General features: G+C 42.5%; 18 protein-coding genes. 2 read left to right on the top strand and 16 right to left on the bottom strand.

What is annotated here, in order from left to right:
* Positions 1-33: 33 nt before the first annotated feature.
* The 7 genes from GLIP_RS19415 to GLIP_RS19385 all read right to left on the bottom strand — a co-directional run bounded on the left by GLIP_RS19415 (position 34) and on the right by GLIP_RS19385 (position 9,042).
* Complete coding sequence (locus GLIP_RS19415) at positions 34-1,914, bottom strand: TonB-dependent receptor plug domain-containing protein (RefSeq protein ID WP_040523663.1); 1,881 nt, start codon at positions 1,912-1,914, stop codon at positions 34-36.
* A gap of 239 nt (positions 1,915-2,153) precedes the next feature.
* Positions 2,154-2,774: a cation transporter gene (locus tag GLIP_RS19410; protein WP_008846411.1), complete on the bottom strand. Its 621-nt coding sequence runs from the start codon at positions 2,772-2,774 to the stop codon at positions 2,154-2,156.
* Between the two features lie 308 nt (positions 2,775-3,082).
* The gene (locus GLIP_RS19405; protein WP_008846410.1) at positions 3,083-4,822 is read right to left on the bottom strand and encodes a GMC oxidoreductase; all 1,740 of its coding nucleotides are present in this window, start codon (positions 4,820-4,822) and stop codon (positions 3,083-3,085) included.
* Positions 4,823-4,878: 56 nt separating this feature from the next.
* Positions 4,879-5,499, bottom strand: coding sequence for a gluconate 2-dehydrogenase subunit 3 family protein (locus tag GLIP_RS19400; RefSeq protein ID WP_008846409.1), 621 nt, complete (start codon positions 5,497-5,499; stop codon positions 4,879-4,881).
* Entirely contained in the window at positions 5,492-6,733 is a 1,242-nt protein-coding gene (locus GLIP_RS19395) for a nucleoside permease (protein WP_008846408.1), read from the bottom strand. The genes GLIP_RS19400 and GLIP_RS19395 overlap by 8 nt, the downstream gene beginning before the upstream one ends.
* Positions 6,734-6,796: 63 nt before the next feature.
* On the bottom strand, positions 6,797-7,849 hold the full coding sequence (locus tag GLIP_RS19390; protein WP_008846407.1) for a sugar phosphate isomerase/epimerase family protein: 1,053 nt from the start codon (positions 7,847-7,849) through the stop codon (positions 6,797-6,799).
* Positions 7,846-9,042, bottom strand: a complete 1,197-nt coding sequence (locus GLIP_RS19385) for a Gfo/Idh/MocA family protein (protein ID WP_040523661.1) — start codon at positions 9,040-9,042, stop codon at positions 7,846-7,848. The genes GLIP_RS19390 and GLIP_RS19385 overlap by 4 nt, the downstream gene beginning before the upstream one ends.
* Before the next feature lie 159 nt (positions 9,043-9,201).
* Here GLIP_RS19385 and GLIP_RS19380 point away from each other — a divergent pair, with 159 nt between their 5' ends.
* Positions 9,202-9,972, top strand: a complete 771-nt coding sequence (locus GLIP_RS19380) for a helix-turn-helix domain-containing protein (RefSeq protein WP_052155022.1) — start codon at positions 9,202-9,204, stop codon at positions 9,970-9,972.
* Between the two features lie 68 nt (positions 9,973-10,040).
* Here the strand turns inward: GLIP_RS19380 and GLIP_RS19375 are convergent, their stop codons facing one another.
* Positions 10,041-10,883: a sugar phosphate isomerase/epimerase family protein gene (locus GLIP_RS19375; RefSeq protein ID WP_008846404.1), complete on the bottom strand. Its 843-nt coding sequence runs from the start codon at positions 10,881-10,883 to the stop codon at positions 10,041-10,043.
* Positions 10,884-11,008: 125 nt separating this feature from the next.
* Between GLIP_RS19375 and GLIP_RS19370 the strand changes: the two genes are divergently transcribed.
* Positions 11,009-11,806, top strand: a complete 798-nt coding sequence (locus tag GLIP_RS19370) for an MOSC domain-containing protein (protein ID WP_008846403.1) — start codon at positions 11,009-11,011, stop codon at positions 11,804-11,806.
* Positions 11,807-11,862: 56 nt separating this feature from the next.
* On the opposite strand, the gene GLIP_RS19365 is transcribed toward GLIP_RS19370, so the two are convergent.
* From GLIP_RS19365 to GLIP_RS19330, 8 genes are all read right to left on the bottom strand, one after another.
* Positions 11,863-12,204 (bottom strand): rhodanese-like domain-containing protein, encoded by a 342-nt coding sequence (locus GLIP_RS19365; protein WP_008846402.1) that lies wholly within the window; start codon positions 12,202-12,204, stop codon positions 11,863-11,865.
* Between the two features lie 69 nt (positions 12,205-12,273).
* Entirely contained in the window at positions 12,274-13,623 is a 1,350-nt protein-coding gene (locus GLIP_RS19360) for a sugar MFS transporter (protein WP_008846401.1), read from the bottom strand.
* A 15-nt stretch (positions 13,624-13,638) separates the two neighbouring features.
* Entirely contained in the window at positions 13,639-14,775 is a 1,137-nt protein-coding gene (nagA, locus tag GLIP_RS19355) for an N-acetylglucosamine-6-phosphate deacetylase (protein ID WP_008846400.1), read from the bottom strand.
* A gap of 9 nt (positions 14,776-14,784) precedes the next feature.
* Positions 14,785-15,783, bottom strand: a complete 999-nt coding sequence (gene nagB-II / locus GLIP_RS19350; RefSeq protein ID WP_008846399.1) for a glucosamine-6-phosphate deaminase NagB-II — start codon at positions 15,781-15,783, stop codon at positions 14,785-14,787.
* Positions 15,780-16,673, bottom strand: a complete 894-nt coding sequence (locus GLIP_RS19345) for a BadF/BadG/BcrA/BcrD ATPase family protein (protein ID WP_008846398.1) — start codon at positions 16,671-16,673, stop codon at positions 15,780-15,782. The genes nagB-II and GLIP_RS19345 overlap by 4 nt, the downstream gene beginning before the upstream one ends.
* A gap of 130 nt (positions 16,674-16,803) precedes the next feature.
* Positions 16,804-19,413 carry a family 20 glycosylhydrolase gene (locus tag GLIP_RS19340; protein WP_008846397.1) on the bottom strand — a complete coding sequence of 870 codons (2,610 nt, stop codon included), beginning with the start codon at positions 19,411-19,413 and terminating at the stop codon, positions 16,804-16,806.
* A complete protein-coding gene (locus GLIP_RS19335; RefSeq protein WP_008846396.1) occupies positions 19,403-20,968 on the bottom strand; it encodes a tryptophan halogenase family protein in 1,566 nt (521 codons plus the stop codon). The genes GLIP_RS19340 and GLIP_RS19335 overlap by 11 nt, the downstream gene beginning before the upstream one ends.
* A 17-nt stretch (positions 20,969-20,985) precedes the next feature.
* Positions 20,986-22,557, bottom strand: a complete 1,572-nt coding sequence (locus tag GLIP_RS19330) for a tryptophan halogenase family protein (protein WP_008846395.1) — start codon at positions 22,555-22,557, stop codon at positions 20,986-20,988.
* Positions 22,558-22,573: the final 16 nt, after the last annotated feature.

The raw sequence follows: 22,573 nt of genomic DNA, 5'->3' as shown, positions 1-22,573 counted from the left end.
AAGGCCAAGGATCACTTGGCCTTTAAAAATTGATTAAAACTGATAAGTCATGCCAACGCGAATATTCGCATCGTTGTTTTCAAAGCCCACTGAATCTTGAATATCATGAGCTAAGGCATTTTCAATGTTGAGGTTAGTTTTAAAATTATCAGAAATTTGCCAATTCGCTGATATACCATACTTGGCGTAACCGCCTAAGATGATTAGTCCGGTAGCAATTGAACTATCCAGATACTCATCTCTAAAGTCAGCAAAAACTGACACGCTCACATTCTGCCATTGCGCATCTAAACTCGCGCCTCCAAACCATTTTGGCCGTCTGCGCAACTGACTACTTTGACCATCAACTGTGACATCCACGTAACTGATATCAAACGAAAATTGCAGCCAAGTAGTAACATCGAGATTGCTATTAAACTCCACTCCGGTGGTTTCCACATTGCTGCGGTTTACTGAAGTAAAAAGCTCAGCATCAAAATCGACTAAATCTGTAAAATCATTCTCGAATAAAACGATTGTGAACTGACCAGTATGCAACTGCACTTCCATGCCGAGTTCTTTATTCACACTTCGTTCTGGTTGCAAATCTGGATTTCCTACCAAAGGATGAGCTAACGCAAAAAAGCTCGGAAGCTTATACCCTTCGTTATAAACAGCAAATAGATTCACATTCTCGGTAGCGTTGTAATGACCTGCAAATCGAACTGAGGTTTCGCTATCAAAATTATCCGCATCATCGTAACGTAAGCCTACATCAACGCCGTACTTAGGCTGCGCATACTTAACCTCTGCAAAAGCGCTTTGCGAATCTTGTTGTAAAACGTAATCCACTGGTAACGGGAACCCATAGTCGAGAAATCCAGTATTACGTCCTTCCGCATTACGTTTATTCACACCAATCACTAAGGTGGTCGCTTTATTGAGTAGATGATTCACGAATAATTCTACTTCACCGCGTTCAAACTCCGAATCAATGTTGCTGGCCGGCACACCCGACTGCACGCCCTCTGCAATCCCAGGATGATCTGACGATTCTTGGTGGTTTAGCCAAGACACGTTCAAGTTGATAGCGGTAGCATCTGATGTTTTAAATATATTGTTAAAGCCAACGAGCCACTGTTCGCTGTTACGCTGTTCAGGCATTTGTGGCATTGCGTAAAGCTCACCACCGGAATCCTCTGCAAAGCTGATATTTTGATTGTCGCTATAGGTAACTAAAAGATTGTGATTTTGATTGCTATCAGCATAACCTAGCTTAAATAGAGCTTGTTTGCTTGTTGCCGAGGCATTCTCAGATGCTTCGCGTTCTCGAGAAGATAAACTCGCCAATACAGAGACGCCGTTGTCCAACTTATGAGAAAAGTTCGCACCTAAGTTAACCTGCTTATCGCTTCCTACCTCAACACTAATAGCAGGCGCCGCTTGTTCACGAGTGATGATATGAATAACACCACTTATGGCTTCGCCACCATAAATTGCACTAATTCCGCCGCGATAGACTTCAATCCGCTCAATACTCAACGGGTTGATTTGGCTGAAATCAAAACCGCCACCACGGCTATTGGTTGAATCGTTTACCGCCACACCATCTATCATTACCAGTGTAAAGTTAGACTCTCCCCCACGTATCGAGACAAAAGAAACGCCACCTGCTAAACCATTCTCTGCAATGACGATGTTTGGCAATCGATCGAGTAAATCAAGAGTGGATACCGGGTTGATAAGATCGATTTGCTCTCTAGACAAACTCGAAAAACTTCCGGACGTGTTATCTGCAATCCGTGTCCCGGTGACTTGCATCGTTTCAATATTGTGTTGGGCTTGCTCAATACTTTGCTCGGCAATAATCGATGATGAAAATATCGATAAGGGAAACAACGCGCTAAGGCAGCAAATTCGGTACTTCAGATTCACTTCAATTGTCCTTGATTCTTTTTAGTCAGAGAATATTCTTTTTTACGGTGGGCGATTCTAAATGGTTTTCTAGTGGTATTCACCCCACTCTGTCGTTTTTCTTGCGGTATTCAGCAGATGTCATATCTTTATCCACTTTCGTTAACCTGAGAACATTAAAAATACATGTTTAAGGCTTCGCCTAACGAAGTTGACTGATTCGCAGTCAACCAAGCAATAAACGCAATAACTATTTACTGTTATGACGTCGCCGTTTTCAGTTCTAAAGTAGCCTCTTTCAAAACAAAAATAGCGGATTTCATAAACAAAAATGCAAGAGCAAATCCAACTATAATATCAGGCCATGCAGAACTGGTTAACCACACACCTATTCCCGCTGCAATAACTGAAATATTTGCAATGATATCGTTGCGGGAACACAACCAAACTGAGCTCATATTGATATCTTCTGCCTTGTGCTGCCATAAAAGGGCTAAACAAATAGCATTAGCCAGCAATGCGACAACACCGAAGATACTAATAGCTTCATAAGACGGTGAATGAGACACCATGATGCTGTAAATCGCCTGTCCTAATACAAAAAGCCCAAACGCTGCCATAATTGCGCCTTTAAACATGGCTGAGAATGCTTTCATTCTAGCCCCGCGCGCAATCACGTAAATACTAAATATATAGACTAAAGCGTCACCCAGCATGTCCAAAGAATCGGCAATTAATGACACTGAATTAGCCAAAATTCCAGCCGACAATTCCACCACAAACATAACCGCGTTTATTGCCAGTACAATTTTTAATGTCTTGCTTTGTTTGTCCCTAAGCGCTTCTATTTCACAGGATTTTTCACTGCAACAATTTGCCATTTTTTCTCCTGATTATTTTGAAGTTAGTCAATCTCGTATTTTGGGCTACTAGACAATAACTGGCAACCCTTATTACTGGTCAGTATCTTGTTTTTATCTGCATGCTAGGCCCAATCAGAGAAACGCAGCTGCTTAGCCACAACGCTAAAAAATTGTTACAGAGTAATGAGATACCATTGGCCTGTGCGTATCAAATGCGTTTAATTGATAGATAACTATACAGGCCAATGACTTGAACATTACCGATAGACAGATTAGAGGGCAGTGCAAATAGGCATAAAGATGTTTACTCGTTTATGCCTGTCTGATTATAAACGCTGGGCTTTAATTTCTTTGGCGCAATAATCTACAGCTCTTGCGGTTAACGCCATAAAGGTTAATGAAGGGTTCACCACACCAGAAGAACAATAACCTGAACCATCGGTTACAAACAGGTTTGGAATATCGTGACTTTGGCAATGTTGATTTAACACTGATGTTTTGGGATCTCTGCCCATTCTAGCTGTACCGACTTCATGAATAGCGATGCCGGGAGCCCGCTCAGGAAGTTCATAACTCGTGCTACTTTTAATGTTTGTGCAACCACCTGCAGCCAACATTTCTGCACCAAGCTGCGCAGCATCATCCATCATCGCTTTTTCGTTATCGCGATATTGCACATCGAACACTATTTGCGGAATGCCCCATTTGTCTTTTTTGGTAGGGTGCAAGCTCATTTGATTGTCAAAGTGCGGTAACATTTCCCCTTGTGCAGCAAAGACGGCTCCCCACTTTCCTGGCTTAGATAACTGATCTTTATAATCGCTACCTATGCCATCTTGATAGCTCATTCCTCGCCAATCTCCTCTATACGTATCGATACCATAAGCGAAACCGCGCAGATAGCCTTTTCTGTATAGTTCTGGGCGTGTTTGGTAATTCGGCATATAACAAGATGAGGGACGTCGTCCTTTATAGTATTCATCTTCAAACCCATCAAGATCACCGCGAGCAACAGCATTATAGTTATGGTCCATTAGATAATGTCCTAACACGCCTGAAGAATTTGCGATGCCATTTGGAAAGGTCTTTGAGGTCGAATTAAGCATAATTTGCGTACTACCAATGGTGCTGGCACATAAAAACACCACATCAGCAAAGTATTCGCGCGTGCTTAAATCGTCATTATCTATAACTCTTACACCAATCACGCGATTTCGTTTTTCATCATAAATCAAACTATGCACAACACTATTTGCTGCAATACTTAAATTGTTAGTCTCAGCAGCAGCGGGCAACGTAGAACTTTGGGTTGAGAAGTATGCGCCAAATGAACACCCTTTTTGACATTCATTGCGAGCCTGACATTGCACTCGTCCCTGCGACATATGCAACATGGTAGGCTCAGTAAGGTGTGCTGCTCGCCCCATGATTAAACTACGTCCGGGATAAGCTTTTTCAATTGCCGCTTTTAAGGCTTTTTCTGGACCACGCATAGCAAAAGGTGCTTGGAACTCACCGTCCGGCAAATTAGGCAAATTTTCCTTACTACCACTTACACCCACAAACTTTTCCACATAGGAATACCACTCAGCAAGATCGTGATAACGGATAGGCCAATCGATACCAACTCCATCGCGTTTATTGGCTAAAAAGTCGTCCGCACACATACGATAACTTTGACGATGCCAAAGTAATGACTTACCGCCTAATTGATTCGCACGAATCCAACGAAAATCGGTTTTTTCTGACGTTTCATAAGGTAAATCACGATCGTTGCCAAAGAAGTGTTTTGTTCCGTCGTGGAATGCATAACAATCTTTTTGAATTTTGTGCTGTTGCTCAACTAATAAATTATCCACTTTGGTTCGGTTAGCATAATCCCAGACAGGTTTACCTTCAGAAATATAATCTTTACGATGTTCAACCACACGACCGCGTTCAATCATTAGCGTTTTAAAACCACGTTCGCAAAACTCCTTTGCAGCCCAACCGCCAGTTATCCCAGACCCGACAATTAACACGTCAAACTTGTTGTTTTGTTCTTTTATATACATGTCTTTATTCACTTCATTTCCTAACGGTTTTGCGATTATTCAAATGCTACTTCTGGTCTTATTCACCTTTAATAGTAGGCAAGACTTCCCCACACTTTGTCATTCTCTTTTAATGGAATAACACTGAAACCACCTGGCACAGGATCGTAACGAAGGATCTCTTTAGCCCCCACTTCAGAGGTAAAATAACCAAAGATAATCAGAGATTTGAGCAGCGTGAATTGATTTTTTTGGAATTTATTGAAGCCGTCTAAAGCTTCTAGTGATTGCAAGGTTTTCTGCTGTTTTTGTGCATCAAGCTGACTAAATGAAAGCTGATATTTATTCACTGAATATTCTTCAATATCTTTTAAAATATCGATGCAAGTACGTTGTTCGCTTTCACTATGACAACGAAATAATTGATTATCGACAAAACCATGACAATCCAAATCAGCTCCACTTGGGGTGTCTGTTCGCGGTAAAATTGTGTTAGCCACGTGTTTGAGAGTTAGCATCATCGGCTGATCAAACAACACTCCCGCGGTATCTTTAGCATTCGTTCTTATCTGATAGCCCATTGCAACATTTAAGTTAGAGCCATACACCAAAGCTGTTGCTGTCGTCACTCCCATAGCGCGCACTAGGTGTTGAATAAACTGTCGTCGTTGCGGTTGAGTTAGATCATCCGGTTTCAATTTATCACTCATAATCAGCTCCTGTTTGCTCTTTCAGAACAACTTTTTCATTTTTAAATGCCAATAAAAATAATACCGAAACCACTAGGGCAAAGATGGCAGGGAACAACCAAATATCAAACCAGCTATGGCCAGTTTCGGTAGTGTACGAATCGGTAATTTTTCCAGCCACCCAAAATCCGATCAGCATACCAACACCGTAGGTCGCGAGCGTAATAAGACCTTGAGCAGCATTTTTAATTTTTACGCCGGCTTTAGAGTCTGTATAAATTTGTCCTGAAACAAAGAAGAAGTCATAACAAACACCGTGCAACGCGATACCAATCAGTAAAAGTGCAATTCCGCTATCTGCATTGCCATAAGCAAATAAAACATAACGAATAACCCATGCAAGCATGCCTATTAATAAAGTGATTTTGATCCCAAAACGATTTAGAAATACTGGCAAAACAAGCATAAACACGACTTCTGAGACTTGCCCTAACGTCATTTTCCCGGTGGCATTTGCCACCCCTGTTTCGGTCAAAAATGGATTGGCATTTTGATAATAAAACGCCAATGGTATACAAATTAGAATGGAAGATATGAAAAACACTAAGAAGTTTTTGTCTTTCAACAACGCCAATGCATCAAGCCCCAAAACTTCTTTTAAGCCCATGCGCTCACCAGAGCTTTTTGGGGGTGTTTTGGGCAACACAAAGCTAAACAGACCAAGTAATAAAGATGCAACCGCACACAATAAAAACGTATTACGCAACATGCCTTGTGCAATGGCTTCTTGGCCATCCCATGCAAAAAGGTAACTAATGGACAAGCCCGCAACTATCCAACCAATAGTGCCCCAGACTCTGATTTTGCCAAACTGTTTGGAAGGATCACGCATTTGTGCAAATGCCACCGAATTCACCAAGGCCAGTGTAGGCATATAGGCAATCATGTATGCTAAAACAAATGGATAAAAAGCATCAAAATCAGCAGCTTGATAAAGGCAATACATTAATACCGCGCCGACCAAATGCAGCACACCGAGAATACGTTCTGCATTGAAATAACGGTCTGCAATCAGTCCTATGATAAAAGGCGCGATAATAGCGCCCCAAGACTGAGTCGAAAACGCCATACCAATCTGTCCACCTGAAGCCGATAAGTTATTGGCCAAAAATGTACCTAGGGTGACAAACCAACCACCCCAAATAAAAAACTGTAAAAACATCATTAAACTTAGGCGCAGTGTTATATTATTCATTATTGTTATTACTCCTGTGGATAAGCGACAAATCGGTTATAGGTTGCTTATCTATTCTTTAATTTACAGCCCCAAAATACGACGATTCAGCTCTTCGTCTTGTTCCACACCGGCAAAATCATCAAACGCTTTTTCGGTAGGACGAATAAGGTGCTCATTAATAAATTTAGCTCCCTCTTCAGCACCATCCATTGGATGTTTTATACAACATTCCCATTCCAATATTGCCCAACCATCAAAGCCGTATTGGGTTAATTTACTGAAGATCGCCTTAAAATCGATTTGACCATCTCCTAATGAACGAAAGCGACCCGGGCGATCAAGCCAACCTTGATAACCACCATACACACCAGAACGGCCCGAAGGTCGGAACTCAGCATCTTTCACATGAAAAGCTTTGATTCGATCGTGATACAAATCAATAAACGCCAAATAATCCAATTGCTGCAGAATGAAGTGACTTGGGTCATATAAAATATTCGCGCGAGGGTGATGATTGGTGGCCTCTAAAAACATCTCAAACGTAGCCCCATCATGCAGATCCTCACCTGGGTGCAATTCGTAACAAACATCGACACCCGCCTTGTCAAACGCATCCAATATGGGTAACCAACGGTTTGCTAATTCTTTAAAGCCGCTTTCCACAAGGCCGGCTGGGCGCTGAGGCCATGGGTACATGGTGTGCCATAACAAAGCGCCGGAAAAACTAGCGTGGGAAGTAAGTCCAATATTTGCGCTGGCTTTAGCTGCCCACAACATTTGTTGAACTGCCCACTTTTGTCTTGCTTGGGGATTGTTTTTAACTTCGTCTGGAGCAAAACCATCAAACATTTCATCGTAAGCAGGATGAACAGCCACAAGTTGACCTTGCAAATGAGTAGACAATTCACTGATTTGCATACCGTGTTTGGCTACCGTTGCAATAACGTCATCACAATATGCCTGACTACTAGCAGCTTGCTGCAAATCAAAAATACGGCTATCCCATGTGGGAATCTGAATCGCTTTAAAGCCCAAGCCTGCGGCCCATTCACAAATGTCATTTAGGTTGTTAAATGGTGATTCATCGGCAGCAAACTGAGCTAAGAAAATACCAGGACCTTTTATTTGTTTCATACTTTGTCTCCAGGTAGTTGAATATTCGAAAGTAAAAAAGGATGCCACTTCTGCGGAGAGTGGCTGGCTGCAACGGTATTTTCAATAAATGCCATGCCTCTTATTGCCTCTTTTATTCCCGGTGCCTGCATTGTAATGTCGCTTGGTTTTGCGTCATCAAAGTCGCGTATCTGTTGTGCAAATTGCCTATAAATATTCGCAAACGCTTCTATGTATCCTTCTGGATGACCCGCTGGTGTGCGCAAACTTTGCGCGGTAGCAGCTGCGCACTCACCAACACCGGCTCGGATCATCTGACTAGGCTTGTCGCTAAATCTCAGCCACAGCGTATTCGGTTCCATCTGCTGCCATTGCAAACTAGCTTTGCTACCATAGATGCGAATGTTGAGGTTATTTTCCTCACCTACCGCGATTTGACTGGATAATAAAACCCCTTTTGCTCCGTTGTTGAAGCGCAATAAAACCGTGCCGTCATCATCTAATTGACGCCCATCTACCACAGGTTCCAAATCAGCACACAATTTAACAATCTCTAGCCCGCTAATCGTTTCCGCAAGATTAGCCGCATGCACTCCAATATCTCCCATACAACAACTAACGCCAGCGCGCGCTGGGTCCAATCGCCAACTTGCCTGCTTGCCGTCTTCATCATCTTTACTCGCGAGCCAGCCTTGTGAATATTCGACCACGATTTTAGTAATCTCGCCAAGCTCACCATTTGCGACGCGTGAAGCCGCTTCTTTCACCATGGGGTAGCCGGTATACGTATGGGTAAGTCCATATAAACATCCCGACTTTTCTACTATGTCTTTTAAATCAATCGCTTCGTTCAAAGTGAAAGTAGCAGGTTTATCTGACATAACGTGAAACCCAGCTTCTAAGGCTGCTTTAGCGACGGGGTAATGTAAGTGATTCGGCGTAACTATTGATACGAACTGCATTCGTTGCGCCGCAGGAAGTTTAGCTTCCTCTGTAAACATAGTGTTAAAGTCTGTGTAACTTCGATTGGCTGGAATGTTTAACATCTCAGCACTTTCTAAACAGTTTTGTGGATTAGAACTAAATGCCCCACAAACTAATTCAATTTCACCATCTAAGTTGGCTGCAGCTCGATGAATAGCACCGATAAACGCGCCTTTACCACCTCCAACCATGCCCATTCGTATCTTTTTCGTAGACGCCGTATTTGTCATGAATTAACTTGGCCTTTACTGTTATTAACATTCTGTTATCAAGTATAGGCAATATGCCGTTGAGCCAGATATAATTTATTCGGTCATTAGTGCAATTATTTCGGCGTTTAGTATAATTAAAACAACTATTTTTGAAGCATAGCGTCATTCGAGGTGGGTATGTCACAATTCTGGATCGAATCGATGGGAGAGCTTGAAATTAAGCAACTTGTCGATGTTTTTGAGCTGACGCCTGACATCTTATTTTGGATCAAAGATCGTGATAGCAGGCTTGTATATGCAAATAATGCCTACCTTGAACATTCAGGTTTTCATCAAAAGAGTCAAGTTTATGGTAAAACCGACAAAGAACTTTTTGCGCCACATTTGGCTCTGCAATACATCACGGATGACCGTAAACTTTTACAGGGTGAATTAATTACCTCTCGTTTGGAGATGAATATCTCTAAGAATGGCGAATTAGGTTGGTTTTCCACATCAAAGCGTCCCTTAAGAAACAAAAACGCTGAAATAATTGGTTCTTACGGTATTACTCGACATTTCCAAAAGTCATCACAAGCACTGGCTAACTTTGAAAGTATCCGTGTTCCACTAGAATTTATTCGAAACAACTATCACCGAGCAATTTCACTAAACGAGCTTGCAGAATTATCGCATCTATCGGTGAGTGCGCTTGAAAGACGCTTTAAAAAACAACTCGCGAAAACGCCCGCACGAATTATTAACGAAGTACGATTGGAAAATGCCAGAATCATGTTGGTAGAAACCGACGCGCCTATTTCGGAAGTGGCTTATAAATGTGGATTCAGTGACCACAGTTATTTTACCAAGCAATTTAAACAATTTTTTGGTTTCCATCCGTCAAAGATGCGCGATCAAATTAAGGCAAATCAAAGTCACAACAATTTTTTGAAACCTAGCGCAATATAATAATATTGGTGTGACTTAGTAACTCTATTTACATCAAGTATATTAATTATAGTGCGCTATTTTTTTACTTAGTATTTTTCCAATGATTTTAAGTAAGACAAACTCTTTGGAATCTGACTTACTACGCGAGATGACTCATCTTCCAAAAAGAAATAACGAATGCCTTGCTTTTTGGCTTCCGCTACGACGTCTGCGATTCCCACATCACCTTGTCCTAACACAACATTGGTATCGCGATCTGCTGAACCTTTTGAAGAATTAGGCGTACCTTTTTTACGATCTTTTAAGTGTAGTGAAGTAAACTTACCTGGGTACTTCTGCAGCAGTTTGGTCGGATCCATGCCACCGTGTTTTGTCCAAAACACATCCATTTGAAACTTCGCATGCTCTACATTTTGTATGATGTAATCAAATAAGGTTTCATTTTTATACTCTAAATACTCGTAACCATGAGCATGATATTGCAATGTCACACCATGCTTTTTCAATAATTCTCCTGCTGAGTTCATCACTTCCACGGTCTTTTTAGCATCTTCAAAGGTAAAGGTTTCACCATGAGGAACCCAGTAAAAAGTGGTATAACTAGCACCATAAAACTTTGCGCGATAGACCGCAGCCATCGGGTTATCTCGCAATTCTTCAAAACTGGTGTCGGCACTTACTATATCAATATCACGTTTATCTAATTCAGCTCTAAATTCTTCAACCGTATAACCATATAAATCACGACCTCCTTCTACAGCATGTAATCCCCACTCTTGGATTTGATCAAGTGTTTTGGCTGGATCTTCGGCAAATTGATGTCGTAAACTAAACACTTGCAAGCCGAGCTCATGGGAAGTAGCTTGGGCAGTAAATAACAAACTTAGATTGATGGCAGACACACTTATAAGGCGTTTAAGGTTATTCATAATACTTCCGTTCTCGGTTGGTTAATTATTAACGTTAACCAAATGATAACGATTTGTTTACCTATGCCCGTATAAAAATTTCGGTCAAAGCTATAACATTTTCAGCGTAAGAGAAAATCAAAATCATGTCGCAGTTAAAATTAAGTCAAATTAACATTTACCCAATTAAGTCATGCGGAGGGATTTCGCTTACATCAAGTTTGGTTGAACAAAAGGGTTTAGAATTTGATCGCCGCTTTGTATTAACCCACGAAAACGGCAAATTCATCACGGCTAGGACCGATAGCAAACTTTGTATTATTCAAATCCAAGTGAATGATAATGGTCTTTGTTTAAACGCTCCTGACATGCCTGAATTGATTATTCGTTATCAGGACTTTGCTGCAAACTATCAAAATGTTCAGGTCTGGAATGACACTATTGATGCGCAATACTGCAATGCAGAATACGATCAGTGGTTTAGTCGTTATATAGGGAAACCCTGCAAACTCATGTATTTTGGAGAGCGTTCCGAGAGACAAGTCAAAAATAGCCAAAGTCAGGTATCATTTGCCGACAGTTACCCATTCCTTTTAATTTCTAATCCAAGCCTTAACGAACTTAATTCGCGTTTAGCATCCCACGCTAGTATGGCGCAATTTCGACCTAACCTGGTGGTCGATAATTGTGAAGCGTTCGCTGAAGATAACTGGAAAAGAATTCGCATAGGCGAGGTGGAATTTGAAGCTATGAAGCTGTGTTCACGTTGTATATTCACCACAATTGATCCTGCGACTGGCAAAAGAAATGCCGACAGAGAACCCTTAAATACTTTAAAAAGCTACCGGCGCAATAGCAAAGGCGAGGTGTTGTTTGGGCAAAATTTAATCGCATTAAATTCAGGTCGAATTAGTCTGAATGATCAAGTAGTCGTGATCGAATAGAAACGCACAAAGAGATGAATGAGCAGGTCATTCAATTAGATTATTTGATATTTTAGCTATTTATCAACAATACTGCGTTCTTCGCGTGCGTCATCAATGCCACCTGCATTTTTGACGTTATTGTAACCAGCTTGTTGAAGTGCTTCTTGGGCCTTTCCGGCCCGCCCACCACTGCGGCAGTACAAATGGATTTCTGTATTTTTATCCGGATACTGCTTACTCACCTGTTCAACAATATCTGTGTGGGTAATACGCATATCACCTGCAATATTATCAAGTTTGTATTCAGCTTCGCTACGTACATCAATCCAAACGGTTTCTGCTAATATTGGCGGGCAAAAAAGCATTGCCAACAATAGCGTAAAAATAGGTATAAGCGAGTGCATTTGCTTTTTCATTTTGAGTCTACCTGAACAAATATGAATTCCACTTATCATTATAACCTATATTTACGCCTTGCATGGCTACTACCAATTACGCATTTTGTGTCCTTTAATGGCGTAAAACAAAATAAACAAATAACACGGTATCATCATCCAGTAGGCTGATTGCCCATCAAATGCATCGGAAATTAATCCGTAGACTAACGGCAATACCGCACCGCCAGCAATCCCCATAATCAGCAGCGCTGAACCTCTGGCGGTAAAGACACCCAATCCAGCTAATGCGAGAGGCCAAACAGCAGGCCAAACCAAGGCGTTAGCGAAACCTAAAAGTGCGATATAAGTAATCGTATCTGGCAACAATGGAATTCCCATCCAGCCCCATAATACAGCCGAAATACTTGTATTGAGCGGATCTGACAAGACAATTAAAATCGAAAAAACCACGCCTAGCACAGCAGAACCAAATAGTGCTTGTTGTTGGCTAATTACTCTGGGAATAAACAACAGACCCATGACATAGCCAATGACCATAAATACCATGGTGTATGACGTTAAAGATGTGGCATTTTCTACTGCCAACTTAGAACCAAATAAGCCGATGGTGTCTCCAGCAATAACTTCAACACCCACATAGAAAAACAGCGTAATCACACCTAAAATTAACTGCGGAAATTGGGTAATAGAGCTTTTAACCTGAGAAGCAAGACCGCTGGTATCAGCAACGTCGTCACTATCTCTATCTTCACTTAGGTCGAGCTCTGGCAGAGCTGAAAACTTTAACAGTACCGCAAGCACAATCAAGGCAACCGCCATCCACAGATACGGCATAATTAAGCCATCGGCTAGAGCGTTAATCTGTTCAACTCGTGCATCTTCTGACAACAAAGCTATGGATTGCGCGTTAACACCTTCAAAATCTCCCAACACCATTGCGGTGAATATCATCGGAGCCAGCACACCCGCGCCTTTATTGAGAAGTCCCATAATAGAAATACGTACAGCCGCAGTTTTATGTGGACCAACTTTAACCACATAAGGATTGGACGCAGTTTGCAAAATAGTCAACCCGCTTCCCACCACAAATTGGGCAACCAGAAATAATGCAAACATTTGGCTTTGCGCTGCTGGGATAAACAACAAACATCCCGCAGCAATCAGCACTAAACCAAGTACCATTGCATGCTTGAAGCCGGTTTTTTCTAAAACCCAAGCCATGGGAAGCGCCATTACAACGTAGGCGATGTAAAAGCTAAACGCGATAAGCAACGCTTGAGTTTCAGTAAGATCGCAGACAATTTGCAAAAATGGTATCAAAGCACCATTTAGCCAAGTGATGAACCCAAATATAAAAAACAGCGTGCCAATAATGACCATGGGCACAATACTGCTCGTACTTGCGGTTGTCGGCATTGAAGTTGTTGAGCTTTGCATTATCGTTCCTTATTATTATTTTTTAGTCGAACTAGAAGCCACTTGAACACCGCCTATCCAGCAGCCTTGAGAGACAAAATGTTCATCTAAAAGTACAAAATCTGCGGCATTGCCTACAGCTAATCGCCCCATTTGTGAGCACCCCAGAAATTCAGCCGGCGTTAAACTTGCCATATTTAATGTCGGCTCTAGTGCAATCCCCATATTTTTATGAACATTACGTACTGCAGTCGCCATATCCAACGCAGAACCGGCTAACGTGCCATCGGGTAAGGTGAGTTTGTCGCCATCACGAATAATGTGAGTATCTAACCAAGGCAATGTATTAACCTCTGCGCCCACATGAGCCATAGCGTCAGTCACTAACATCAGTTTTTGCCAGCCTTTGCATTGAAAGGCTAAACGACAATTATATGGGTGCACATGCAACTCGTCTGCGATTAACCCACAAGTCACGCGTTGTTCGTGTAACGCCGCTGCGACCATACCCGGATTTCGTCCAGTTAAACCAGACATCGCATTGAATAAATGAGTGAAACCTGATGCTCCTGCATCAATTGCTTTAAGCACAGTATCGATATCTGCGTTTGAGTGTCCAAGCGCGACAAACACACCACAACTCACCAATTCGCTAATTTGCGCGGGCGTGACGTTTTCTGGCGCGACTGTCACCATCACTTTACCTAAATCCTGACGGCAAAAAACCTGCATTTCTTCATCAGATAATGGTCTTATCTCATCACTAGAATGAATACCACGTTTAGGAATACTCAGGTGTGGACCTTCAAAGTGAACACCTAAAATTCCCGGCTCGTTGATACGGATTGCTTCTGCAATAGCGTTAGCCGCCTGCTGCATGCAATCTAAATTATCAGTGATAAGTGTTGGTAACATTGCGGTAGTGCCAAACAAGCTGTGCGCCTGGCGCATTTGTCGTAACGCATCCAAAGTGGGTTGCTGATTAAACAGCACTCCACCACCGCCATTCACTTGCGTATCAATAAAGCCTGCACTGACTAAACCATTGAGGGGGATATCTGTAGATTGAGGATGAGACTCAAGCGTGCAAATTTTGCCGTTTTCAACACCCAATCTCACGTTATCTAGAATATGCTCCCCGTTAAATAGGCGCTGAGCGTGATAGTAAGTCATCACTAGCCCTTACACCGTCTGAGTAACTTTATTTAAACCCACTGGCGAGTCAGGATCACGCCCCATCGCCACCGCGATATTCTCGATATCTAAATAAAAACGCTGCAATACGGTTAATGGCGCTGTACGTGGATGTAAATCAGTACCTACTGGGCAAATCTGACTCAATATTGCTCCGCGACTCGCTATTTCACGTATTTGATCACGATGCGCTTTCGCAGACTCATCGTTCAAATCAATATCAATGACACCAAGCTTATTCGCAACTAAGGTGACTGGTCCGTGTAAAAACTCGGCACTACTAAAAGACTCTGCTTGAATACCACACACTTCTTTTAATTTCAGCGCAATCTCTCGACTGATGGCGTAGCCGAAACTACGTCCTAAAACAACACAATGTCGTAAAGGTGAAATAAATTCTTGCGTCAATTGAGCTGGTGCTTCGACAGCTTGCTGAAGTTGTTCGGGTAATTTAGTTAACGCTTGTTGAAATTCTTCGTTTTGTGCCCAGTGGGCAACTAGTTGTAACAACGCACTTAAGGTAGCCAAATAGCTCTTTGTTGCAGCAACTGCTTTTTCTTCGCCTGCTTGCAATGGCAAAACCACATCTGCCAATTCCGCTAATGGAGAGCTAGTGTCGTTCACTAATGCCACGCAAATTGCACCAGATTCACGCGCCGCTTTTGCCTGAGTAAGAATGTCAGGGCTGCGACCAGATTGAGAAATGCACAATACCAAAGCATTTGAAAGTTTCAGTTTTTTGCCGAATAAGCCTGTTACTGAAGGGGCAGCGGCGCAGACAGGTACACCTAATTCTGTTTCGATTAAATATTTACCAAATACGCCAGCATGATCTGAAGAGCCACGACCAATGATATACACAAATGCAGGATTAAATTTTCGAATTTCTTCACCCAATCGCTCACATTGCGCTTGATTGCTTTGCAATTGTTTGGCGATTACCTGTGGTGTTGATGCTGCTTCTCTAGCCATGATTGTTGTGGTCACAACGCTTTCTCCAAAACTTGAAATTGTTTTCTTGCTAAAATAATTGCCCCAGACTCTGGGGATTGAAATGGTGCCCGTAATGAATGTTGGATATCTTCATCCAACCAAGGTTGAATCTTGTGGGCTAGTCCACCAATAAACGCTAACCGTTGTGGTTTATGACTAAGTAGTTGTTGAGCTAATGCACTTAAATAAGCGGCTCCTTCTTGCACAATCGCTGCCGCTACCGGGTCTTGCTGTTCTGCGTATTCAAAAACCAACGGCGCTAATTTGGCAAACTCAGCTGGGCTTGACGCCAAGTGCTTTTCAACCAGTGGTGCAGCGTCCGTGCATCCAAAAAATCGACATACGGCTTCAATAAACGGACTTGACGGTTTAATTCCATCAAAACTCTCCAATGCCCAACGGACTGTTTGCAATCCGAACCAAGCTCCGCTGCCTTTGTCACCTAGTAAAAATCCATGACCACCGTATTCAAATTGCTCTGCGTCTTTACACACAATTGCTGAGCTTCCGGTACCGACGATAACAATGGCACCCGAATCACTATTGTGCGCACCTAAACAAGCAATATGTAAATCAGTACTTAACGCCAGTCCAGCAAAAGGGTGCTGCCATTCTTGCATCGTGTTTTTGTAGTAAGGCAAGTTTAAACCGGCCAAACCAATTCCTGCGTAGGTCTGCGCCAATGTACTTGCTGGCAACCCGGCTAACTCGATCGCTTCTTGGCTCGCTTGTTGAATCGATGACAAAGCCAATTGACGATCTCGCACCGGATTCGCTGGGCCGGCAATACTTTCTGCGAGCAAATTCCCCTGCGCATCTTCTAAGCGCGCTTTACACTTACTGCCACCGCCGTCGATGCCCAGAAAGTAGGTCTGATTAGGCAATTTCATTTCCTCATATCAACTAAATTGAATTGTTTACTGACATTTCTTGTGGTACTCAAATTCGCATGGCTGCGAGCCCAAACATCACATTTTGATTGTCTGAAAAATTGTAATAAATATACGCTCATACTTAGCGTTCCAACACTTGTTCGCGACTACTAACCTGCGTACCTTCAATACGCGCTCTTACCGTTACTATCGAACCTATCTCAGTTGGTTGCGTATAACGTTGCCAATTTCCTTCTGCTACCTTGTATTCCAGTAACAAACTAGGAAAGGCGGAGTTTAAATTGAGCTTACCAGATACAATTTCTGCACCGGGCATTGGCACTCTGGGAATCAACCCATCTTCAATCAGTTGGGGTAGCATCTTTTGACTCACGTGCTGAGCAAAACGTTGCCAATCCAATTGCTGTTGCGCTTGTTGGTTTGCGTCAAAATGTTGGGTATCTACAGAATAACTACGTCCTGCCTGATATGGCTCTTCCCAATCAGCTTGATGCCAAGCTCGTTCCGCAAAAGCATACATACGCGGAAATAACATGTAGGCGACTTGATGATCAGAGCGGACAGTTTCACTCCATAACTGTGCTTGAATGCCAACGATTTTTTTGCCTTTTTCCAGTGTCACCTGTTCTTTTGACTCATACGGCGACCCCATCACATTTGACCAAAGCTCTGCATGCACAGGCAGATTATCTGGCATAAATTGAAACACCTGATAACTATCTGTAGCTCGTGACCCCCAGTAATAGCCTGGCTCAACCGGGTCAGCTTCATACGGAAAATCAAAATACAGTACATCAGGCAGTGACAACACCACATCCCAATCTTGATTTACCATGGTGTTGCTGCGATTAAAGCCATCCCAAAACAATGTATCCCAAATATTAGCCTGTACCTTTGAGGGTAACTTTTCGACACGCGCATGAGCTAAACCATCACTCCAAGCACCAGGAATCACTTTATTGACGCTATCCATTTGCTCCACCATGTTAGCCACTCTTTCGACAAAATAAGCGCCAAGCATTTCAACAGAAGTAATGTCGGGTTGTTGCTCCAATAATAATTTACACGCGGGTGAGTCTTGCCATGCACCAGCTGTTTCATCTGCTCCAATGTGATAGCGTCGCAGAGGCACTTCTGCTTCTTGATGCATTAATTGCACTTCAGACAGCACTTTGCTCACAAAGTTGTAGGTGCTGGGTAAACAAGGATTAAGGGTATTATCGTTGTAATACTGAATTGAAGAATATTCACTAGTGTCTTCAAGTTCGCTCAGGTGATATTGATTTGCCTCGTCAGAACGTTCTTGCTTAATTAACTTTTTATACCTTGCATGCATTGCCACAATGGCGGCACGAGAATGGCCGGGCATATCTAATGCAGGAATAACTTCAATATTACGTAATGCTGCTAAGCGTAAAATCTCAATATAATCACCACGACTCAGATAGCCATTTACGTCACTGTTGGGATCAACACCGGCAGCAAGTTGCGGCTGTAAACAAGTCATTTCTTGCCAATCTAAACAACGCTTTGAACCTACTTCAGTCAGTTCAGGTAATCCTGGTATTTCCAAGCGCCAGCCTTCATCATCGGCTAAATGCAGATGGAGCTTATTCAACTTTAGGTAAGCCATTTGATCGAGTAATTTAAGCAATAATTCTTTGCTGTGAAAGTTGCGAGCTAGATCTAAATGTAGTCCACGAAAATCATATCTAGGCTCATCAAAGATAGTGCCGGTTGGTAATGAGTTGGATTCAGCGTCGTAAAGTTGCGATAGGCTGATTAACGCGTAAAAAACGCCGATTTGATTTGCCGCACGAATACTGACGTCCAATGGTGAAATGGTTAATCCGTACGCCTCGTTTGCCAGTGTTGAATCAACATTTATATTGATTCCCAAGCCATTAGTATCACTTTTCACCCCGATTTGCTCTAAGCGCGCCACTGTAAACCCGTAATCAGAACGAATCGTATCTAGATTAAGTCCACTTGCTAAGCTAATTCGCTCACCAGACCATTCTGCCTGCTTAACCTGAGGAGTGACTCGATGGTTATTGGCAGTTTTTATTAATTGTTCGTTTTCAAGTTTGTTAGTAAGCATTTGGTTATTGTCAAAGCGCCAACTAGCGTCTGCTCTAGGCACAATATCTTGCTTACCTCTGCGGGTTTGATTGAGCGCTTCAAACGGCAGGACATGCTTGCCACTGGCGTGTTGCATACCGGGTTTAATTTCTTCGCTAGTCGACTCAATCACCCTGGGTTCTAGCCCTTGAGCACTAAGGATATAATTTGGAAACAGGACAGATTCAGAGACTAACCAATTCGCCCCTTTAAACGGAATAACATAAGCTTGATTGGGGTTAATTTGCTCACTTAGAGGTGTTATCACATGCAAATCACCGTTTACATGTTGAATATCAAATTCTTCACTGCCTTCCCATTGTACTGGAATCAAATTACCGAAGTAGATCTTCCAGTTTTCAGGCATGTTCTCTGGTATGGTCAACGTCATATTGGCTAAGTAACACTGATCTTGCTGATTTGGGCAATCCTCTACATCAATATTACTGATTACCTTAATTTTCACCTGCAATTGTTGAGCAGCACTATCTAGAACTTGTTGTGGATTGACCTCTGTTTGCTGTTCTGTTTCTGAGTTACAACCTGCCAACAAAACGAAAGACATAAATATAACACTGAATAATTGGCTAAATTGAAGGTTAACGTTCATTTTTAGTTTCCTGACGTTCAAACAGCGGACGTTGATGCAACCTTTCAAGAAATGCCTGATGCGAACTGCTTTGGCGCATTAGGTTATCGCTGTGTTTTTTTAATTGTGAAAAGAGTGTGTGATTCTGTTGTTTATCAATACACGCGTGCAAACTTGGAAAGTGTTGCATGCCGTACAGAACGTATCGATAATTTTCATCGCTAAAAGTAGTCGTAAAGCCGCCCGCCAAGTCCATGAATTCACAAATCTTATGTTTCCAGATTTGTAACTTTTCGGTCAATTGTGGATTGTTGTCGGCGCTGCGCTGAGCTTGCTGCCAAAAAGCGCTGTCATCTCTATCAGTAAGGCAGTAATGCAACACAATAAACTGTTTTAAATCGTCATAAATTCCGCTCAATTGACGATTATAACTATCTCTAATGGTTTGATTGCATTGGCCTGCAGTAAAATGCGTGGCAAAAAGTCGCGCCCCCAAATTAATCAAATGCAGACCTGTTGATTCAAGTGGTTCGATAAATCCTGCGGAGAGGCCGACTGACAAACAGTTCCCCACCCAAAACGCTTTGCGACAGCCTACTTTCATATCCAGATGCAGTGCATCCTTGGTGGTTACCGCATCGCCTAATAGCGCTCGCAACTCTTGCTCTGCTTGGTCTTTGCTAAGTCGCTTGCCGTCGTAAACATAGCCGGTACCTTGGCGATTCACCAAATCAATTTGCCACGCCCAACCATGACTCAATGCAGTTGCGGTGGTGTAAGGTTTAGGCACTTCACCAGGTAAATATTCACGTTGAATCGCCACCGCCTTGTTACACGGCAATTCATCTTCAAAAGAAATCCAATTATCTTCAGCTAAGGCTTCAATTAACTTGCCACGAAAACCACTACAGTCAATGTAAAAATCAGCTTCATAGGTAGTAGACTTCGAGCTAACAGAGGATATTTCCCCATCTTCAACATGTACAACTTCGATTGTATCTACTACACGTTTAATCCCTGCTTCAAGACCTTTCTTTTGCAAAAACTGGCCTAATAAAGTCGCGTCCAAATGATATCCGTAAGGTACTAATCCTTGATAGGGATGACTCATTGGCGCTTTGGGACATTGCATGCCTTCAAGAAAAGCTGAGCTTGCACAAGTACCTTGATCGTAACGTTGATGCAAATAGTGCTCACCTAGTATCCATTCACTGGAAATATCTAAATTGCCTGAGTGACGCTGTTGTTCAAAAGGATGGAAGTACTCATGGGTTTTTCCGTTTACAGGCTTCATCCAGTTGCGAAATAGAATTCCAGATTTTAGTGTGGCATTTGTATCGCGCATCAATTCAGCTTCATCTAACCCCAGAGCCGCAAACAAAAAACGGATGCTATGCACAGTGGCTTCGCCGACACCTATAGGACCAATGTGATCTGATTCAATTAAACTAATATCTAAATGTTGCCCTTGCTGATTGAAATATTTGTGCAAATATAAGGCTGTTATCCAGCCCGCGCTGCCACCGCCTACAATCAGTAGTTTTTTAGGTTGATGAGTGTGTACTGAATTTGTCATATCTATACTCTCACCAATTATATTCGTTGTAAGCCGAAGCGTTGAATGCGATCGAGCAGATCTCTATGCCCCGGTAATTGTTGTTTTGCTTGGGCGGCCATATCTGCATAACGCTGGAAATTTGTTTTTGCTACATTAACTTGTTCAAATCGGTAGGCACTCTGACTCAAATCAGTCTTAAAATTCATGCCGTATAGCACGTACAGATAGTTTTCTAGATTAAAAATGGCGGCTCTTTCGGTAAAGTCATATTGGTTGGGTAATTGCCATTGCCAGCGGGCCAAATCTTCAGCCAACTGTTCAGACATAGAAGAAGATTGGCGGTGATCCTGCCAAAAGTCGCTGTCTTCCCGTTGAGAGATGCAATAGTGTAATTTAATAAAATCTAATACCTTGTCCCATGCTAAACGGACCTTTTTATTAAATTTATTGGCGGCTAAAGGCATTAGTTCTTGATGTGAAGGAAAGTTTTCCGCCAACATGCGCGCACTAATATCAAACAACAATAAACCGGTCGCTTCCAACGGTTCAACAAAACCTTGTGACAAACCAATGGCAACACAGTTGTTTTTCCAGAACTCTTGATGATAGCCAGTGCGCATGGGAATCTTACGCGGCTCTACCTGAACACGCTGTCCGTTCGTACCTTTGAGGTACTCGGCCAGTTGTAGCTCAGCCTCACTATCGCTTAGATGAGCTGATGAATAAACCAGACCTACACCACGACGTGATGTTAAACCAATATCCCAAATCCAACCTGCTGTTTGCGCGGTAGCTAAGGTGCAACTAGGAATTTCATCTGTTGGTTTTGAATAAGGTACTTGCACCGCCAACGCGGTGTCTGTAAACAACATATGCTTTTTAGAAACAAAAGGAACCTGCAACGTTTTGCCCAGCAAAATAGATTGTGAGCCACTACAGTCCACAAAAAAGTCACCGGAAATTCGTTCATTTTTATCGGTAACTAGGGCGCTAATGTTGCCCTGTTCGTCTGTTTCTATAAGGCTAATTTTTGCCTGACGATGTTCAACACCTAATTTGTTCACACCGTGATCGCAGAGCAGTTTACCAAACTTTCCTGCATCAAAATGATATGCGTAATTACACGTCCCCTGATATTCAGGTTGGGTAATCAGTTTTGGAGCCAGTTGAGCATCACATAAACTGGATTGAATGGAAAAGCTATCTGCGAACGAGCTATCTCCGGCGTGACCTAATGCCCAATAAGGCAGATCCTGCTGAAATCCTGGTGCAGGATAATCAAAAACATGGTGATAACTATGCATTTTCCCATCAGCCATGGGAGGTTGCCAATTAATGAATTGGATACTTTGTTTAAAGGTAGCATCACATGTTTGCAGTAAATCAGTTTCTGAAATCCCTAAATACTGCAAACTTTCGCGAATTGCCGGCACAGTGCCTTCGCCCACGCCAACAGTTGGAATGTCAGGAGAATCTACCAACATCACTCGAATACCATCGGGATGGTTAGGGAGCAGTTTTTTCGCCAAATGACAAGCGCTCAGCCAGCCAGCGGTTCCGCCACCTAACACGACGACTTGTTTAATGACTCGAGTGTTGCTTTTCACTTGCCTAACCACCGAA

The sequence above is a fragment of the Aliiglaciecola lipolytica E3 genome (genome assembly GCF_000314975.1).
Lineage (GTDB): Bacteria > Pseudomonadota > Gammaproteobacteria > Enterobacterales > Alteromonadaceae > Aliiglaciecola > Aliiglaciecola lipolytica.
This window is presented reverse-complemented; position numbering and strand designations above follow the sequence as displayed.

Coding starts and splice junctions, on each gene's coding strand:
- GLIP_RS19410 (WP_008846411.1), bottom strand. CDS start 2,774: ATGGCAAATTGTTGCAGTGAAAAATCCTGTGAAATAGAAGCGCTTAGG.
- GLIP_RS19400 (WP_008846409.1), bottom strand. CDS start 5,499: ATGAGTGATAAATTGAAACCGGATGATCTAACTCAACCGCAACGACGA.
- GLIP_RS19395 (WP_008846408.1), bottom strand. CDS start 6,733: ATGAATAATATAACACTGCGCCTAAGTTTAATGATGTTTTTACAGTTT.
- GLIP_RS19390 (WP_008846407.1), bottom strand. CDS start 7,849: ATGAAACAAATAAAAGGTCCTGGTATTTTCTTAGCTCAGTTTGCTGCC.
- GLIP_RS19385 (WP_040523661.1), bottom strand. CDS start 9,042: ATGACAAATACGGCGTCTACGAAAAAGATACGAATGGGCATGGTTGGA.
- GLIP_RS19380 (WP_052155022.1), top strand. CDS start 9,202: ATGTCACAATTCTGGATCGAATCGATGGGAGAGCTTGAAATTAAGCAA.
- GLIP_RS19375 (WP_008846404.1), bottom strand. CDS start 10,883: ATGAATAACCTTAAACGCCTTATAAGTGTGTCTGCCATCAATCTAAGT.
- GLIP_RS19370 (WP_008846403.1), top strand. CDS start 11,009: ATGTCGCAGTTAAAATTAAGTCAAATTAACATTTACCCAATTAAGTCA.
- GLIP_RS19365 (WP_008846402.1), bottom strand. CDS start 12,204: ATGAAAAAGCAAATGCACTCGCTTATACCTATTTTTACGCTATTGTTG.
- GLIP_RS19360 (WP_008846401.1), bottom strand. CDS start 13,623: ATGCAAAGCTCAACAACTTCAATGCCGACAACCGCAAGTACGAGCAGT.
- nagA (WP_008846400.1), bottom strand. CDS start 14,775: ATGACTTACTATCACGCTCAGCGCCTATTTAACGGGGAGCATATTCTA.
- GLIP_RS19340 (WP_008846397.1), bottom strand. CDS start 19,413: ATGAACGTTAACCTTCAATTTAGCCAATTATTCAGTGTTATATTTATG.
- GLIP_RS19335 (WP_008846396.1), bottom strand. CDS start 20,968: ATGACAAATTCAGTACACACTCATCAACCTAAAAAACTACTGATTGTA.